Genomic DNA, 17,476 nt, shown 5'->3' on the forward strand with positions numbered 1-17,476 from the left:
TTATTTACCTTATGACCTTTGCAAACGCGTAAGTTCTTTCAAAATATGTGTTAGATAGGTCCGTTATCGTTGCCTTGCCTGCACTGTAATTCTCCTGTATAAATTTATCGTGACCTATGTATATGCCTACATGTGAAATATAGGGGGCGTATGTCCTGAAAAATAACAGGTCCCCCGGTTTTAGTCTATTTTTAGGGACATATTTGCCCAATCTTGCCTGTTCGGCAGCGGTTCTGGGAATAGGTATACCCAATTTAGAAAATACTTTTTGGGTAAGTCCCGAACAATCCATTCCATTATATTGCGACGTCCCTCCCCAAACATACGGAACTCCCAAATATCTATATGCTACGCTAACAATCTTTTCGCCCAGAATAAAATTATTTTTTGCTCCAAATCTTTCGCTTCTTCCGCCGGCGTAGCTTTGATCGTTTTCCGCTACCCTATAAGTTTTATAGCCTTCCGGTACCCTAATAACCGCACCCTGTTTTATCATGTTTGAATATAAATGATTCAATCTTCTTAATTCGGCAACGGAAGTTCCGTATTTATGCGCTATCAATGACAGTGTATCTCCAAACCGAACGGTATAACGACCATAGTAAGCTTCGCGGCGGTAATAGCCGGAGTGTCCGGCCGGCGGAACCCTGAGCCTTTCGCCCGGATATATCCTGTAATTACGAAGACCGTTCAATGACATTATAGACCTGACAGTAGTACCATGGATGTATGCGATCCGAGAAAGCGTGGCCCCAGGCCGAACCGTAATGTAGGCTACAGTCGGGTGATAAACTCTATGCGCATTTCTTTCCGGTACCCTAATAACCGCACCCTGCCTTACCACGTTTGAATATAAATGATTCAATCTTCTTAATTCGGCAACGGAAGTTCCGTATTTATGCGCTATCAATGACAGTGTATCTCCAAACCGAACGGTATAACGACCATAGTAAGCTTCGCGGCGGTAATAGCCGGAGTGTCCGGCCGGCGGAACCCTGAGCCTTTCGCCCGGATATATCCTGTAATTACGAAGACCGTTCAATGACATTATAGACCTGACAGTAGTACCATGGATGTATGCGATCCGAGAAAGCGTGGCCCCAGGCCGAACCGTAACTATGCTAACATAAGAATAGGCATTTGAAATTAAAATAAAAAATATTATAAAAAAAATAGGCAGCAATAATACCCTCTTCATGTCCGCCTCCTAATTTATGTTACGCCGATTTTAATTCTATAATTTTATTTAAAACCACCGTTCATATCCTATTCTCTCTTTCTACCGGATACTTTCGGTTTTCGGAGTTTACATTTGAGTATATTACTATAACATATTTTTTTATGTCAAGTAATATCTCTATTCACATTACATGACTTATCTCCGCATTGAAAAACTAAGAATTTTTTAACCCTGTCATATTCGGCTATAATTTTATTTATTTCTCCGAAAATAGGCAAATCACCTTTTTTATAGCTACCGAAGCCGGCATAGCTTTCTACTATATCTCTATTATGAGTATCGATAAAAATATTAAAAGAATTAAAATTTATTTTTATTTTATCGTTATTCTTGCTAAAACTATAAATTTTATCGAAATAATCCGAAATCGCTTTATCGCCGTATTTACCGGCAACGATATTTATATTTGCCCTCAGTGCATAATGAACTAAGCTTATCAAATAGCCTGAAGCGTTATATTTTAGAATATTTGCTTCATTAATAAAATACTTAAACGATTTTAATATTATGTTCTTAAACCGAACTTCATCCGTCAGCACGTAAAGCTTTGATATGGCTATCAGCGCCGTCGCATTTTGAGAATAGCCCGAATAGTCTGCTATATTTTTTTCTCTGTAGCCTAAAAAACCTATCATAGAGCCCTTAGTAGTGTGTCTGATATCGAAAAAACCGCCCCTATCGCTGTCATAATAGTTTTTTATAACATAATCCGCGATCCTTTTTGCATAAACAAGGTAAAAAGGCTTCGATACAACTTCGAACAAACCTATCAACGACAAGATGATATATACGTTATCTTCGAGAACCGACCCTCCCGGCTCCCCGACAAATCTTCCTACGTCTCCGTTTTTTTCAAAAATATCCAAAAAAGGCTTAATAGATTGTTCGGCTATATCGTTAAGCCGTTTTCTATTCGGATCGAACGGACTAAATGTTTTGCTCAATTCCGTAATGGAATAAATAACGTTCCCGTTTATCGAGGAGTATTTAATTTTATCCACGAACGGCTTTTTTCTCTTGTCTCTATTAGATTTAAGCCTTACAATGGCTTTATCGTAAAATCTTTTGCTTATCGTCTCGGTAGTATTATCCGTGTATAAAACATTAGAAAAATCTGACGAATCCGCATCTCCGATATGCATCCTGCCATCCTTGCCTAAGCTAAACAGCTTTATCACCCTATTAAATTCATCCTTATCTGGAAAAACATCCCTCAGTTCGTCAAAAGTCCATGTAAAAAACTTCCCGTCGTCGCCGCTTCCTAAATCTGCATCTACGCTCGCATAAAAACCGCCGCCGAGTCTATCGTATAAATCACCCGTTATAAAATTTAATGTTCTATTTATAATGTTTAAAAAAATTTCATCGCCGGTTAACCTATAATAATATGAATAAATTCTTAATGCGGTCGCATTAACTTCGGTAAGTTTTTCGAAATGAGGAATTATCCATTTTTTATCTGTAGAATACCGGTGAAAACCCCCTCCTACATGGTCGAATACCCCTCCTGAAGCAATCTTCTTTAGGGTAAAAACGCCCTTTGACAACGAATCTCTGTTTTTATTTATTATATAATCCCATAATAGAAGCTCTAATGCAGAAAAACAAAAGAACTTAGGGGATTCGTCTATCCCGCCGTTATCTTCGTCAAAATGAAGCTTGAATTCAAGCGCTCCCTCGTTCAAAAATTTTTTTACATAATCTACATTTATAGAGTCATCTTTTTTAATGGCATCGTTTATCCTTTTAATATTTATATTAAATATGGAAAATTTCCCGGATTCTTCAAATATTCTATTGTAAAAATCTACACTCTGCGCAAAAACAGCCTCTCTATTCTCGCGATAATATTTTGAAATCTCCGTTAAGACAGATTTGTAGGAAGGAATACCGTAATTTGCATCTTTAGGAAAATATGTTCCGCCGTAAAAAAAATACCCGTCGTATGTTAGAAAAGCCGTAAGCGGCCATCCGCCGTTACCCGAAAAAACGCTAACCGCTTTCTGATATCTTGAATCTATCTCCGGTCTCTCGTCTTTATCGACCTTAACGGCTATAAAATTTTCGTTTATTATAGCCGCTGCTTCATTGTCATTATAAGACTCCCTGTCCATAACATGACACCAATGGCACCAAACCGCACCTATGTCCAAAAGCACCGGCAGGTCTCTTTCTTTAGCCTTCTCAAAGGCCTCTGTGCACCATGGATACCAATAGACCGGCTGATTAACCGCCGATTTCAAATAGGAACCTTTTTCACTTTTTAAGTTATTCACTAATATTTATAAACTATCTTTGACCTTAATTTTGCAAAATATTTTCCGGCATATTTTACTATAAATATATTTTTCTATAAGCCTCTTCCGGCATAAGTCCGCCATGAACTACCGCCTTTACGGCCTTAATCATATTAACCGGTTTCTCCGATTGAAATATGTTTCTACCCATATCGACGCCTGCCGCTCCATATTTTACGGCATTATACGCAAGTTCAAGTGCATCTCGTTCGCCGGTCTTTTTCCCTCCCGCAACAACTATAGGTACGGGGCATGTCTCCACAACCCTCTCAAAGCCGTCGCAATAGTAAGTCTTTACGATATTAGCTCCGGTTTCTGCCGCAATCCTGACGGATAGCGAAAGATAGCGGACGTCTCTCGACATCTCCCTTCCGACTGCCGTAACCGCAAGGACGGGAATACCATACTCATACCCCTTATTAACTAACTTAGCGAGATTAATTATTCCCTGTTTTTCATTTTTAGAGCCTATAAATATAGACAAAGCTACGGCACTTGCATTTAGCCTAATCGCATCTTCCATGGAAACCGTAATATCTTCATCCGATAAATCGTCTTTCAATATACTCGTGCCGCCGCTGACGCGCAAAACAATTGGTATATCTACGCCGGCATCTATTTTGCTCCTCAATATTCCCCTAGTAAGCATTAGAGAGTCTGCGTAACCTAAAAGCGGTGCAATAGATTTATCTATATTTTCTAAACCGCTTGTAGGTCCCATGAAGTAGCCGTGATCAATCGCGAGCATAACAGTCCTACCATCTTCCGGTTTTACAATTCTTGCCAATCTGTTTTTCATTCCGTAATCCATAATGCTTTCTCCCCTCCTTTTTAACTCCGGACTATAAGTTTATCGATCAAAAACAGATCACTTTATCGTAATAGAATATTTTATCTATTAAAATATCGTAATCAATATCTTCTCCTTCGTAAAGCTTAACGACAAGCGTGTCGTTGTCCTCGGCCGTAGCGGCTTCTATCAGTTCTCTTACCGTATCGGTAAAACCGCTCTCTTCCTTTATCAGATATAAATTTTTCATAATAAAATATCTTTCAAATGTTATAAAATTAATACGGAATTATATAATCATACTCCGCAAATTTTCTTCCTATATCTACGGTATGCATAAAGCCGAATTCATCCTTTCTGAAGTTGGAATAAAGCCCGATGCCGATAGTTCTTATTATACTGACGTAGTTTTCAATAACCGACAAATCTTCGACATTAAAATCCTTATCGAGTAAATAAATATCTACCTTATCGTCAAGCAAACTCAAGCCTGCCGCCATCCTTAATCCCTCGGAATGCCTGCCTGTATCCATTAAAATAATGGCAATCTTTTTCATGGTTATAGTTTTATTTAATTCAAAAGATTATATCATAAAAAAAGCATTTTACAAACATGGCAAGCCAATTATCCAAATTTACATGTATACTCTAATAGTTAAAGTAACATAAAAATATATTGACATAACATATAAACAAGTATTATTATTAGGTTAGATTTAAGCTTAAGCCTAAAATAACTGATATTATAGTATAATGATAAAATATAGTATATTATGCAAGTTTTAACAAAGAGTAATTTAAATATACAATGTATTCTTAGCATAAAACGGTATAAACTTTATAAACAACATAAGGGAACAAAATAAAAATATATTTACCCGACTTGTCGATGCAAGAGGGATATTTGTTAGTTTTTCGGTTCTATTTTATTAATTTTTAACATCAGTTTAACCTTTTCTGGAGTTAAAGATTGCAAAAATAACAATGATTATATTATAATTTCATACATAAACACGATTTAGAATTATTGTGATATATTTTTAATAACGTTATTTTATATTTAAAATTAAAAAACAAAACATAAAAAGGAGAACGATTTATGACCGAAAACCAAAGACTAGCAATTATTATTGAATCGGAAGGATATGAAAAATCTCATATTGCCTCTATGATCGCATCCGTTGCCGCAGTTTCCGGAATCAAAGTTTCCGTTTTTATAACAATGAATGCGGTTGATAACTATTTAAAAGAAAACGTCGAAAAGAAAAATTTTACGGGGGGAAGAGTTTATCGCAAAATAAAAGAAAAGAAGGCGCAGATGTTTTACGAACTGTTCGAGCAAGCTAAAATGCTTGGGGAGCTTAAGATTTATGTCTGTTCTTTCGTAATGGACGTCTTAGAAATAAAAAAGGATGACTTGATAGACATTATAGACGATAATTTAGGACTCACAGCTTTCCTGAATATTATGGACGGTGCGGAAACTATTACGTTCTAACGGTCGTTGTTTGTCTTTAACGCTTTTAATCAGGTGGCTGATGCCGTTCGGCAAAGACAAAGATAATTAATATATTGCAGTCAAAATTAACTTAATGGGGGAGGACAAGTATTATCATGACGGAAACAGAATTGAGAAAGATTGAGCCGACTATTACGATTGACGCGAGGGATGCTTATTGCCCGGGACCGCTTATGGAATTAATAAAAGAGATGAGACAGCAACCGGTAGGTTCTATAATAGAATTAATGTCCGGTGATGCAGGAAGCGCAAAGGACGTTCCTGAATGGTTGAATAAAGTCCATCAAGAATTTTTAGGCGTTATAAGCGAGTCCGACTACTGGAGAATCTTTTCAAAAAAGATTATTGAGATATAAAATCGGTATATGTTTTTAACTTAGCGGTTTTTGGCATTTACTCGTTAATGTTCCGCTATGTTTTGATTTTTTCATTTAAATTTAAGGAGGTTATTATGTCTAAAAGGGTGATTATCGTAGGGGGAGGAGTAGGAGGAACCATTATCGCGAATCTGCTTGCAAAAAAAATGAGACCCGAGATTAGAAAAGGCGAACTGATTATAGACGTTATTTCCGATAAGGCAGAACATTTTTACCAACCGGGTCTTTTATACATGCTCTTCGGATTAAAACAATATGAAGAACTCGTGAGAGACGAAAGAGGTTTACTTGACCCCATGGTCGAACTTCATCTCAATCCAGCAGTCGGGATAAATAAGGATAAAAACGAAGTTAGCCTTAAAAACGGCGTAGTCATGAAATACGATATATTGGTTATCGCAACCGGTTCAAAACCGGCACCGGAAATGATACCCGGATTAAAAGAAGGCGGACACTGGTTCTACGAGCTCGATGCATGTCTCAAACTTCGCAATGAATTAATGAATTTTAAAGGCGGGAAAATCGTTTTAACTATAGGCATGCCGCATAAATGCCCCGTTGCTCCGTTAGAGGTTACATATATGCTCGACGACTGGTTCAGACAGAGAGGCATAAGGGATAAAGTGGATTATACTTATACTTATCCGATAGCAAAACTCCATGGAATTGATTCTGTCGCTCAGTTTGCATCTAAAACATTTCCAAAACGAGGAATCAAATCGGAAATATTTTTTAACATGAAGGAAGTCGACCCGAATAAAAAAACCGTTACCAGCATAGAAGGAACAACATTGAAGTATGACCTGTTAATCTCTGTTCCGCCGCACAAAGGCGCTGGTGTAATCGAAGATTCCGGGCTCGGACAGGGCGGCTTCATTCCGACCGATAAGTTTACACTTAAAATGAAAGATTCTAAAAATATTTATGTCGTAGGCGATACCACAAATCTTCCGATAAGCAAGGCAGGTTCGACGGCACATTTCGAATCGGACGTCATAGTGGAAAATATCGCTTCAGAGCTGAGAGACGGACTCACCCCTTTTAGATATGACGGGAAGGTATTCTGTTTTATTGAAACGGGCTTGACTAAAGCAACGTATGTTATGTTTAATTACGAGACTCCCCCTAATCCGGTCGCGCCGTCGGCTTTGATACACTGGCTTAAATTGACATATAACAAGGTTTATTGGCTTACCCCGATGGGAATTCTTTAATTTAACGATTTAAGAGGAGGTAAATCATGGCTGAAAACGAAAAAATAGATGTAGGTGCCGCTCTTGCCAAAAAACTTGCGGAAAAGCCTCAGGCCTTGGAACATTTGTTGAATATTATAGATAGGCTGGATACCATAGATGAATTTAGTACAATGCTTCAGTTTCAGAAAGAAAGCGCCACGGATTATATGGTCCAGAGATTAGCAGATAATATTGCAACGGGTCTTTCTGTAATGGACAGTTTTTCCGGCGAGAAACAGCTTTCTATGATTAGAACCGCCGGTGAGGAGGCGGAAAGCCTGAAGGCCGGTATCGAAAAGATTGCCGAACTTGAAAAATCCGGAACCCTTCAGTCTCTCAAGGAAATGGGGGATTTTGTCGCGGGGTTTAGCAAAGTGGCAACCGATTCGATGGTAGAGCGTATGGCGGAAACTGCCGGGAAATTAACTGAATTAACGGAACTTATGCTGAGTTATAACTTGAAACCGCTGTTAGATACCGGTGAATCATTTATCGACAATGGAACACTTGATGATTTAGTCGAGCTTTCTAACGGCTTAGCCGCGGCAAAAAAAATGATGACCGACAGACTTATCGAGAGATCTACCGGGACGATTTTATCTATGGTGGAGGCATTTTTAACACAAGTAGATATGAAAGAGCTTGTCAATGCTATCAACAGCTCCACTCAAGAGACATTAAGGGAATCTACCGATGAAAAATACCGTAAGGGTGGTATTTTCTCGCTAATTTCTTTGGCGAAGAATCCGGATATTATGGCTGGACTTAAATTTATGCTACTTTTAGCTAAAAATATTACAAAAAATTTAAGAAAAAACGAGCATGATATATTTATAGGTTCACCCGCCGATAAAAAAGAATAGCTACGACCTTCATTCCGCCGTCACTTTTTATTTTTGTAATATAAGACGGCGGGATTTTTCGTACAACTTACCATATAAAGATTACAGATATTTAATATTTTCTAAATTATATAAAAGCGGCAAGAATAGAGTTGCCTCAAGATATGGCTCGGGAGAATGGAACTGTTTCTATTTTGTGCCGGAGAACTATGCAATACAGGTTTTAAATGGTAGGCACGGGCGGTCTCGAACCGCCGACCCCTACCGTGTCGAGGTAGTACTCTAACCCCTGAGCTACGTGCCTAAATAAGGGTAAATCCTTGAAAATTATAAACAAAAACGGTTAAGAGACTATATATTACCACCTCTGTGCATATTTTGTCAACAGTTTCTTTACCTTTAAAAAAGGAAAAATTATTAAATAACATATATATTATTTCCTTGACCTGCTATAATTGGTTATGTAAAAGATATGGATGTTTTTAAAAAATGAACATTAAACTTGTATGATTAAATATGTTTACTCTCCCTTTTATATCTCCCAAACAAAAACTGAAATTTATACATATCGTAAGGGATAAGGCAATAATAATTGTTGGAATATTATTAATAATCCTATGGATAATAGTTACATCCATAATATTCAATAAGACATTTATTCCAATACGAAATTATGTGCATAAATATTCAAAAATACTTACGGGAACCTCGGCAATAAATAACGACCTGACAGAAATAGATTTTAATGCAAAAAAGATTATTTTTTATAAAACTTACAAACCCCGTGATTACGAATATCATCTGGAAAAACGTTTAGATAGATTAACAACTCTAATAAACAAAACTGACAAAGACTATAATGGACTATTGGCATTGTTTCCATATATCCTGAAAAAACGGCGGACGGGCACCAGTTTCGGATATTTCGACGAATATGTAAAAAAATCTTATTATCACTGGGAATATGTTTCTAAACCGATAATAAAAAGATTCATTAAACACCGTAATTCTCCCTATTTAAAACTATCTAAAAAATTCCTTTTTTTATACATTCTTAATTCGCCTATTTTATCTACATCGCGATTTAACCACAAAATTTCATCTGAAATCACGAGTTTAACCTACTTCTCTGCCTTGATATTTATTATAGGAACAATAATAACTATCTTCTTAGGCATGTTATTTACATATTATTTAAATAAATTTTTTAAAACGATCAAGAAAAGCGAAAAAAGATTTAAAATGATGTTTAGCAACAACCCAATCGCATCCCTAATAACAGATATAAAAACCGGAGACATAATAATTGTCAATAAAGCCGCAGAAAGGTTTTACGGCTATTCCAAAAAAGAACTGACCGCTATGAACGTTGTTGATATCGCTCTATCGGGAAAAGATTTTTACAATAAAAATATAGATCCTCCAGTCACTAAAATCTTCAATCACAAGCTTAAAAATAACGATATTAAAAGGGTCGAGGTAACAATTTCCAAAATAGAAATTGACGGCAAGGAATATTTTATAAGTTCTATTCAGGATATGACAGAAAAAATAATTTACGAAAATTCCCTGAAGGAATCCGCCGATTTTTTTATGACACTAAGCGAAAATTTAGTATCAGGAATTGTTCTTTACAATGATAAATATGTTTACGTCAACCCTGAAGGCGAGCGGATTATCGGGTATCCAAAAGAAGAGCTTTACCAAAAATACGTCTGGGATATATATGTCGACGAAAACGTCAAACAACTCTTAAAGTCCCAAATTAGAAGAAGACTTAACGGGGGAATGTTTAACTCTAATTATACGTTTAAAATAATAACAAAGCAAAACAGCGAAAAATGGCTTTTAATATACGCATCGACTGTTAAATACAAGGGTAAATACACTGCCCTTGCAAGTTTTATAGATATTACTAGAGTTAAACGACCTCAAAAAAAATATAGAAAAAGAAAGAGACACTCTAAAAATAATTATGGATAGCGTTCCGTCTATAATAGGTTTGTATAGAGAAAAAATAATCTACGTAAATCCTTACGGGTTGCAATCATTGGGCTATTCCGAAAAAGAGATCGCCGAATTAAGCGTTTTGGATTTAATCGAAACCAGGGAAGAGGAGAGGGCTTTTATTTTAGAGAATACGAAAAGAAGGCTCAATGGGGAATATTTTAACGAGAAATATGTATTAAAGGTAAAGAAAAAAGACGGCAACATCTTCTGGGGAGAAATTTTTGCCACCACCGCATTTTTTAAAAATAAATGGACGGGCGTCATTATAGTTACCGATGTAAATGAGCGGGTTGTCAATGAGACTAAATTATTAAAAGAAAAAAATATTTATAAAAAACTTGCCGAACTCGACGGTTTAACCAAGATACCCAATAGAAGGTCATTCGATAAAAAATTGGCAGACTGTTTAAATATCTCGACACTTAAAGGCATTAGATTTTCTTTAATAATGTTCGATATAGACGAATTTAAGAAAATCAACGATACATTTGGGCATCAGATCGGGGATACGGTTCTTTCGGAAATTGTATCTTTAATCGAAAAAAATATAAGAAAGGATGATTTTTTTGCCCGGTTCGGAGGGGAAGAATTTATGATTATAGCCCTAAATACACGGCTTGAAAAGGCTGTGGAACTTGCCGAAAAATTGAGATTTAATATAGCGGTACATGATTTTCCGCTAAAAATTAACGTTACATGCAGTTTTGGAGTGACGGAGAGCAAGCCCGGCGACACAAACGAAAATATGATATACAAAGCAGATATGGCTCTATACAAGGCAAAAGAGAGAGGCAAGAATAGGGTAAGAACTTTCAAACCGCTTACTTGAGCAATTATCTGTCGTAGTCGTCTTCCAACCTTACAATGTCGTCTTCTTTCAAATATTCGCCGACTTGGGCTTCTATAATTATTAACGGAATTAATCCGGGGTTTTCAAGCCTGTGGACGGAGCCGATGGGGATATAGGTCGATTCGTTCAACTTGAGAAATATTTCTTTATCATCCACCCTTACTAATGCCGTTCCACTTGTAACAATCCAGTGTTCCGACCTGTGAAAATGTTTTTGAAGCGATAACTTCGCTGAGGGCTTGACCGTAATCTTTTTAATCTTATACGAATTAGATTCAAGTAAGACCGTATATGAACCCCACGGTCTGCAAACGGTCAAGTGATGTGTTCTAAGCTCCGAATTCCTTTTTTTCAATTCATCTACGACTTTTTTAACGTTTTGAGAGGAACCCTTTTTTGAAATTAAAAGCGCATCGTCCGTATTGACAACTATTAAATCCTCTACATCTATCGTGGCAACCATTCTGCCGTTAGACATTATTAAATTATTTTTGGAGTTAATGCTCAGTATATCTTCGGTTGCCGTTACGACATTGTTATTTTCGTCCTTTTCCAACTCGTTATAAATAGAATCGAAGTTTCCGAGGTCTGACCAGTCGATGTCGGAATAAATAACCTTGACGACTCCCGTTTTTTCCAAGAGCGCAAAGTCGATGGAATCCTCCCTGATATTAGACATATCACTCTCTCCGACCCATACCTTAGAATCCTCCTTGACGGCATTTTCGTAAGCGCGCATTGAAGATTCATAAATATCGGGGCACAGTTCGCTCAATTCTTTTAATAACACCTCCGGCTTGAACAATAACATCCCGCTATTCCAACAAAAATTACCCTTGGAAATATAACAGGATGCCGTGTCTTTATCCGGTTTTTCCTTAAAGGAAGTTACTCGGGCTATAAGAAACGAAGTATCTTCTTCCGGAGCAGTCTCTATATATCCGTAACCCGTTTCGGGATATGCGGGCTTTATGCCAAACATAACGATATTTCCTTCTTCGGAAACATCACGAGCAATATCTGTTACGTTTTTATACGCATCCTTATTTTTTATAAGATGGTCGGATGGCGTGACAAAAAGCTGGCGAGAATTATTGGCCAAGGCATCAAAACAGGACAAGGCAACCGCTGCCGCGGTGTTTCTCGGAACAGGCTCAAGGATAAATCTGAAGTTTTTAACGCCTATTTCTTCAAGCTGGTCAAGCGCAATAAAATACTGGTCTTTACTTGTTATAATCAAAAAATCGTCGCATAAACCTGCATTTCTCAAAATGGTAGTCTGAAACAGGGATATATTTCCTATCAACTTATAAAACTGCTTTGGAAAGTAGGTTCTTGAAATCGGCCATAACCTCGTACCACTGCCACCGCATAGAACAACGTTAGTCATGAATATATCTCCCTTTTATCTTCCTATCGAATAATAATCAAAACCGTCATCTATCATTCTTTTTTTATTGTATATATTCCTTCCGTCGAATATTACTTTTTCCTTTAATGCATTTTTAACTTTATCAATATCCGGAACCCTGAAATCATTCCATTCGGTAACTATTATTAATCCGTCAGCACCCTCAAGCGCTCCATACATATCGTCCGCATATTCTATTTCCGGAAAAACCTTTTTCATATTGATAGTCGCGATGGGGTCATACGCCCTTACCTTGGCTCCGTAAGAGAGAAGTTTTGATATAATGGCCACGGACGGTGCTTCCCTGATATCGTCGGTTTTAGGCTTAAAGGATAAACCCCAGAGAGCAAAGGTCTTATCATCTATATTCCCTTTAAAATGTTTTAATATAAAATCTATAAGCACTTCTTTTTGCAAGGCATTTACCTCGTCTACGGCTTTTAATAATTTAAATTCATAACCGCGTTGTTTAGCGGTTCGGTAAAGCGCCTTTACGTCCTTCGGAAAACAGCTGCCGCCGTATCCTATGCCGGGAAACAAAAAGGACTTTCCTATTCTTTTATCGGAACCTATCCCTATCCTTACGGCATCCACATCGGCATCCACCAAAGAACATAGGTTTGCAAGCTCGTTCATAAATGTTATTCTCAGTGCAAGCATAGCATTTGCGGCATATTTAGTCATTTCGGAAGAGTTGGTATCCATAAAATATATCGGGGCTCCCGTTCTTACAAACGGTTCGTAAATCTCACCGATTATTTCTTTTGCGGCTTGAGCCTCTTTCTTATTTTCCTCTTTAAAGTTTATTCCTACTACAACTCTATCCGGTCTTTGAAAATCGTCTATCGCGACACCTTCTTTTAAAAACTCGGGATTGGATACAACGCAAAAGTTTCTCGTCGTTTTAGCTATAATTTCCTCCACTTTTCTGCACGTTCCGACAGGAACCGTGCTCTTTACTACGATAACTTTAAAACCGTCTACGGCACCAGCTATATCTTTCGCCACCTTGAAAACATTTGTCAAATCGGCACCCCCGTCGTTTGCAGGGGGCGTGCCGACGGCAATAAATACAGCATCGGTTTTTCTGACCGCATTATCTAAATCGTCGGTAAAATATAGTTTTTTGTTTTTTATATTTTTATCCGTCAGCTCTTTAAGCCTCGGCTCGTATATAGGAATTACGCCATTATTTAAAGAATTTACTTTATCCGGGTCGTTATCCACGCAATAAACGGTATTGCCGGAATCTGCAAGGCATACGCCCGTTACAAGCCCGACATAACCGGAACCTATTATAGATATGTTCATCTTGTTTGACCTCCCTTGAAAAATTAAGAATAGATATAAATATAAACGATTTTTCCGTTTTTATCAAATAAATATTTGTAAATTTGCCTTTCGGACCTTCCGCCGCCTGCCTTTGATTTATCGCTATATCTTTTTTACAGCTTGACATCCTCAAGAAAATAATATATGTTAATTAATAGTCATTACTATTTATTCTTTCACTTTAGAAACTAAAATCCATCATTATTTTTAATTCAAAGGGAGGTATTTATGTGCGAAGATTGCGAAGAGTTTAGTATTGCGGCTATAGGCGAGCCTGTACCGTTTTTCGAAGAAATTAACACCTACGACCCTAAAACAGGTGGATTCGGAAAATTCAGCATAGAAGAGGCTAAAGCAAACAACAAATGGACAGTTTTGGTATTCTATCCCGCAGATTACACGTTTGTATGCCCTACGGAACTGGCCGATTTTGCGGAAAAACAGGACGAATTAGAAAAAATGGGGGCGCAAATCATCTCTATAAGCACGGATACGCATTTTGTCCATATGGCATGGCAGAGGGATGAAAAACTTCTGGAAAAAGTAAAATTTATTATGGGCTCAGACCCGACGGGCGAGGTCTCCAATATATTCGGAGTTTATGACGAACAAACCGGACTTGCGTTAAGGGGTACGTTTATAATAAATCCTGAAGGCATCTTGGTCGCATCAGAGATAAATTTTTATAATGTAGGCAGAAATGCCGAAGAGCTTGTCAGAAAGGTAGAAGCAAATATATATGTTTCCGTACACCCGGACGAAGTCTGTCCGGCAAAATGGCATGAAGGCGAAAAAACAATTAAACCGGGACCGGACGCAGTTGGCAAGGTTTACGAAGCATTAAAATAAAATTTCAGATTATAATGAACTCTATTCCGATAGATAAGGGATAGAGTTCATATTTTAGACGTGATATTGTAAATCCTTTTATAAGCATCTTCTACGCCGTCTAAATCTCTCCTGAATCTGTCTTTATCGACTTTTTCTAACGTTACTTTATCCCATAGCCTCATAGTATCAGGAGTAATTTCGTCGGCAAGCATGGTTTTACCGTTTAAAACGCCGAATTCCAATTTGTAATCCACAAGTAAAAGCCCGTTTTTATCAAAGAAATTTTTTAAGATTTCGTTTATCTTAATAGCGGTATCTTTAGCCTCCAAAACATCCTCAATCTTACCAAGATCAAATGCCTCTACGTAAGTTTCGTTAATCATCGGATCGCCAAGTTCGTCATTCTTAAAATACAATTCCACCACTGGCGATAATAGTTTTACACCCTCTTCCACTCTCATCCTCTTCGCGAGACTGCCCGCCGTATAGTTTCTGACCACAAACTCTACGGGGAACATCTTTAAATTATGCACAAGCATTTCTCTATCCGACAGTTTCTCGATGAAATGGCTTTCTATGCCGTTATTTTTTAAAAGTTTAAATAAAGAAACGGATATCGCATTATTATATTCGCCCTTATTTATAATGGTCCCTTTTTTCTGCCCGTTAAACGCCGTGGCATCGTCCTTAAAGTAGGCTATTAACTTGTCCCCGCTACCGTTATAATCATAAAGTATTTTTGCTTTACCCTCGTAAACCTTTCTAAGTCCTCTTTCTTCCAAAGCACCCTCCGTAAACATTTATTGTGTTTATTTTATATATAATTAATTCAAACGCTATAATTTTAACCTTTATACGATTTAAAATCAATCCGAATAATGTTAAAATATTATATCAAAAACAGCTAAAAAGTTATGCCTAAAAAATATAATAATGAAGAACGATAAAGTACTAATATATGCACTGATAATCTCCGTCATAGTGCATTCCGCACTGATTTTATTTTTGTTAAATTACGCGAATAAAAAAATAAAAAAAACTCATGAATACACAAAACCTATTCTTGTGGAACCATATCAATTCATGAAAAACCTGAAGAAATTCAGAATAAAAAAACCGAAATCGGCAAGTATTAAGTCCCATTACGCCCTAAAGAATACGAGATTAAACGCGCCGCCTTCTTCAGGTAAGTTGCCGGTACAGGAGGAGAGGCATGTCCCCTATGCACCGCCTGCGCCTTTTCATGAAAAATACGCCCAAAATCATAGAGGAAATGGAACGGTCGTACAATCCCACAGGATCATGAGTAATTCGCATATAATATCCCGCAGTAAAGCCGTTATGCCCGAACGCGGTCAGCACCTGCGCAGTCTATTTCCTACGGAAAAGCAATTTTTTAACTTGAAGACAAAAAACGTTAAAAGTACCGGAATAAGAAATCCGTCCCGCGGCATAAAGTCGGCAACCGTCAATCTCAATACGACGACTATAAAATATGCTTCATATCTACTACACGTTAAAAACAAAATAGAAAACGTATGGGAGTATCCTTACAGGGCAAGAAGAGAAGGTGTATCGGGAACGCTCGTAATAGAGTTTTCTATCAATAAAAACGGCTCTATACACAACGTACGCATTCTAAAATCGTCGAGGAAAAAAATGCTTGACAAGGCAGCCGTGCGGGCAATATACGATGCGGCAAGGTACAACCCGTTTCCGCACTACTGGAAGATAAATAGGCTTAATATAATAGGAACCTTTATTTACGAGTTCTCTAACTTTTATGCCTATTAAAAATCATATTCAATGTACCGTTATGATATACGGCTTTACCTTAAACTTCTTTGAGATTATGCTCTCTATGGATTCAGCACCTTTAAGGGTCGAAAACTTCCCGACCCTTACCTGCTGATAAATTATCTTACCGGACTTTCCTGAAATTTTAACGGGAAGAACGTAGGCAAAAAAACCCATAGCATCAAGTTTATCGGCAAATGCCTTGGCCTCGGAATATTTTGAAAGCGCAGCTACCTGGATCGTATAAATTTTTGAACCGACATGCGATACCCTGCCTCGCTTCAATAAAACCTTTCTATTTTTAGTTTTATATTTATAAATATAGACGGGCTTTTTAACGTAAACTATCTTAATTTTCACTTTGGCAGCCTTGGGCTTAGCGATAGGGGATGTCTTTTTAACGGATACCGGAACGTTTCCTTTTTTAAGCGAAACCAATTTTGAAATAGGTGCGAATTTTATACCGCCTACGGAAACAGGTGGTTTTTTATTATTTCTCTGCAGGTTGGAAATCTTCAGTTCACTTTTTAAGGCAGACTCCTTTATTGTGCCTTCTTTAGAGTTTTTAGGCGATAATTTTCTCCCAACAAATAACCCAAAAACGAAAACTATAAATAAAATTACCAAAAATACGATAACTGCGGTAAATTTATCCTTTTTCAAATCAATTTACCCTATTATTTTTAAAATTATTTATAATGGAAAGCAGTTCGTCAAAACCGGATACGGCAAGAGAAACATCCCTCGCGAAATCGGAGCAGTCAAAAATCTCTATTCCGGAAATATTATGTCTCTTTTTACAAACACCTCTCCAAGCGCATACGGCACATAAAACAACATTATCGTCCATATATTTTTTATATCCCCTATTTTTATTTTTTATATATTTTAAGTTTTATTATATCACATAAATTATTGATAAATCCAAATAAAAAGATCTGATGC

The 17,476-nt window shown here is 37.2% G+C and carries 18 protein-coding genes and 1 tRNA gene; 8 read left to right on the plus strand and 11 right to left on the minus strand.

Annotated features, from left to right (window positions below):
- Positions 1 to 4: 4 nt before the first annotated feature.
- The 5 genes from ACMCNP_RS01690 to ACMCNP_RS01710 all read right to left on the minus strand — a co-directional run bounded on the left by ACMCNP_RS01690 (position 5) and on the right by ACMCNP_RS01710 (position 4,884).
- Positions 5 to 1,198 (minus strand): C40 family peptidase, encoded by a 1,194-nt coding sequence (locus ACMCNP_RS01690; RefSeq protein WP_419312953.1) that lies wholly within the window; start codon positions 1,196 to 1,198, stop codon positions 5 to 7.
- A 146-nt stretch (positions 1,199 to 1,344) separates the two neighbouring features.
- Positions 1,345 to 3,516, minus strand: a complete 2,172-nt coding sequence (locus tag ACMCNP_RS01695) for a thioredoxin domain-containing protein (RefSeq protein WP_419312956.1) — start codon at positions 3,514 to 3,516, stop codon at positions 1,345 to 1,347.
- Positions 3,517 to 3,574: 58 nt separating this feature from the next.
- On the minus strand, positions 3,575 to 4,351 hold the full coding sequence (gene lsrF / locus ACMCNP_RS01700) for a 3-hydroxy-5-phosphonooxypentane-2,4-dione thiolase (RefSeq protein WP_419314339.1): 777 nt from the start codon (positions 4,349 to 4,351) through the stop codon (positions 3,575 to 3,577).
- Positions 4,352 to 4,394: 43 nt separating this feature from the next.
- Complete coding sequence (locus ACMCNP_RS01705; RefSeq protein WP_419312959.1) at positions 4,395 to 4,577, minus strand: hypothetical protein; 183 nt, start codon at positions 4,575 to 4,577, stop codon at positions 4,395 to 4,397.
- A gap of 28 nt (positions 4,578 to 4,605) precedes the next feature.
- Positions 4,606 to 4,884, minus strand: a complete 279-nt coding sequence (locus ACMCNP_RS01710; RefSeq protein WP_419312962.1) for a hypothetical protein — start codon at positions 4,882 to 4,884, stop codon at positions 4,606 to 4,608.
- Between the two features lie 542 nt (positions 4,885 to 5,426).
- On the opposite strand from ACMCNP_RS01710, the gene ACMCNP_RS01715 reads away from it, so the two are divergent.
- From ACMCNP_RS01715 to ACMCNP_RS01730, 4 genes are all read left to right on the plus strand, one after another.
- Positions 5,427 to 5,825: a DsrE/DsrF/DrsH-like family protein gene (locus ACMCNP_RS01715; protein WP_419312965.1), complete on the plus strand. Its 399-nt coding sequence runs from the start codon at positions 5,427 to 5,429 to the stop codon at positions 5,823 to 5,825.
- A 116-nt stretch (positions 5,826 to 5,941) separates the two neighbouring features.
- On the plus strand, positions 5,942 to 6,202 hold the full coding sequence (locus tag ACMCNP_RS01720) for a sulfurtransferase TusA family protein (protein ID WP_419312968.1): 261 nt from the start codon (positions 5,942 to 5,944) through the stop codon (positions 6,200 to 6,202).
- A gap of 95 nt (positions 6,203 to 6,297) precedes the next feature.
- Positions 6,298 to 7,437 carry an NAD(P)/FAD-dependent oxidoreductase gene (locus tag ACMCNP_RS01725; RefSeq protein ID WP_419312970.1) on the plus strand — a complete coding sequence of 380 codons (1,140 nt, stop codon included), beginning with the start codon at positions 6,298 to 6,300 and terminating at the stop codon, positions 7,435 to 7,437.
- 26 nt (positions 7,438 to 7,463) lie between these two features.
- On the plus strand, positions 7,464 to 8,321 hold the full coding sequence (locus ACMCNP_RS01730) for a helical membrane plugin domain-containing protein (protein ID WP_419312973.1): 858 nt from the start codon (positions 7,464 to 7,466) through the stop codon (positions 8,319 to 8,321).
- Between the two features lie 207 nt (positions 8,322 to 8,528).
- Here ACMCNP_RS01730 and ACMCNP_RS01735 read toward each other — a convergent pair.
- Positions 8,529 to 8,604, minus strand: a tRNA-Val gene (locus ACMCNP_RS01735).
- Between the two features lie 212 nt (positions 8,605 to 8,816).
- Here ACMCNP_RS01735 and ACMCNP_RS01740 point away from each other — a divergent pair.
- Both ACMCNP_RS01740 and ACMCNP_RS01745 read left to right on the plus strand, forming a co-directional pair.
- Complete coding sequence (locus ACMCNP_RS01740; protein ID WP_419312976.1) at positions 8,817 to 10,283, plus strand: PAS domain-containing protein; 1,467 nt, start codon at positions 8,817 to 8,819, stop codon at positions 10,281 to 10,283.
- Positions 10,276 to 11,139, plus strand: coding sequence for a sensor domain-containing diguanylate cyclase (locus ACMCNP_RS01745; protein ID WP_419312979.1), 864 nt, complete (start codon positions 10,276 to 10,278; stop codon positions 11,137 to 11,139). Before ACMCNP_RS01740 ends, ACMCNP_RS01745 begins: the two co-directional genes overlap by 8 nt.
- A 4-nt stretch (positions 11,140 to 11,143) precedes the next feature.
- Here the strand turns inward: ACMCNP_RS01745 and ACMCNP_RS01750 are convergent, their stop codons facing one another.
- A complete protein-coding gene (locus ACMCNP_RS01750) occupies positions 11,144 to 12,550 on the minus strand; it encodes a mannose-1-phosphate guanylyltransferase/mannose-6-phosphate isomerase (RefSeq protein ID WP_419312982.1) in 1,407 nt (468 codons plus the stop codon).
- 15 nt (positions 12,551 to 12,565) lie between these two features.
- Positions 12,566 to 13,882: a UDP-glucose dehydrogenase family protein gene (locus tag ACMCNP_RS01755; RefSeq protein ID WP_419312985.1), complete on the minus strand. Its 1,317-nt coding sequence runs from the start codon at positions 13,880 to 13,882 to the stop codon at positions 12,566 to 12,568.
- Between the two features lie 249 nt (positions 13,883 to 14,131).
- Here ACMCNP_RS01755 and ACMCNP_RS01760 point away from each other — a divergent pair, with 249 nt between their 5' ends.
- Complete coding sequence (locus ACMCNP_RS01760) at positions 14,132 to 14,752, plus strand: peroxiredoxin (RefSeq protein WP_419312988.1); 621 nt, start codon at positions 14,132 to 14,134, stop codon at positions 14,750 to 14,752.
- Positions 14,753 to 14,799: 47 nt separating this feature from the next.
- Here the strand turns inward: ACMCNP_RS01760 and purC are convergent, their stop codons facing one another.
- Positions 14,800 to 15,516 (minus strand): phosphoribosylaminoimidazolesuccinocarboxamide synthase, encoded by a 717-nt coding sequence (gene purC / locus ACMCNP_RS01765; RefSeq protein WP_419312991.1) that lies wholly within the window; start codon positions 15,514 to 15,516, stop codon positions 14,800 to 14,802.
- 151 nt (positions 15,517 to 15,667) lie between these two features.
- Here purC and ACMCNP_RS01770 point away from each other — a divergent pair, with 151 nt between their 5' ends.
- Entirely contained in the window at positions 15,668 to 16,528 is an 861-nt protein-coding gene (locus tag ACMCNP_RS01770; protein WP_419312995.1) for an energy transducer TonB, read from the plus strand.
- Between the two features lie 9 nt (positions 16,529 to 16,537).
- On the opposite strand, the gene ACMCNP_RS01775 is transcribed toward ACMCNP_RS01770, so the two are convergent.
- Together ACMCNP_RS01775 and ACMCNP_RS01780 are read right to left on the minus strand one after the other, a co-directional pair.
- Complete coding sequence (locus ACMCNP_RS01775) at positions 16,538 to 17,194, minus strand: SPOR domain-containing protein (protein WP_419312997.1); 657 nt, start codon at positions 17,192 to 17,194, stop codon at positions 16,538 to 16,540.
- Between the two features lies 1 nt (position 17,195).
- Positions 17,196 to 17,381: a hypothetical protein gene (locus ACMCNP_RS01780; protein ID WP_419313000.1), complete on the minus strand. Its 186-nt coding sequence runs from the start codon at positions 17,379 to 17,381 to the stop codon at positions 17,196 to 17,198.
- Between the last annotated feature and the right edge of the window lie 95 nt (positions 17,382 to 17,476).

Source organism: Candidatus Acidulodesulfobacterium sp. H_13 (genome assembly GCF_048541835.1).
In the GTDB taxonomy this organism is placed as follows: Bacteria; SZUA-79; SZUA-79; order Acidulodesulfobacterales; family Acidulodesulfobacteraceae; genus QIJE01.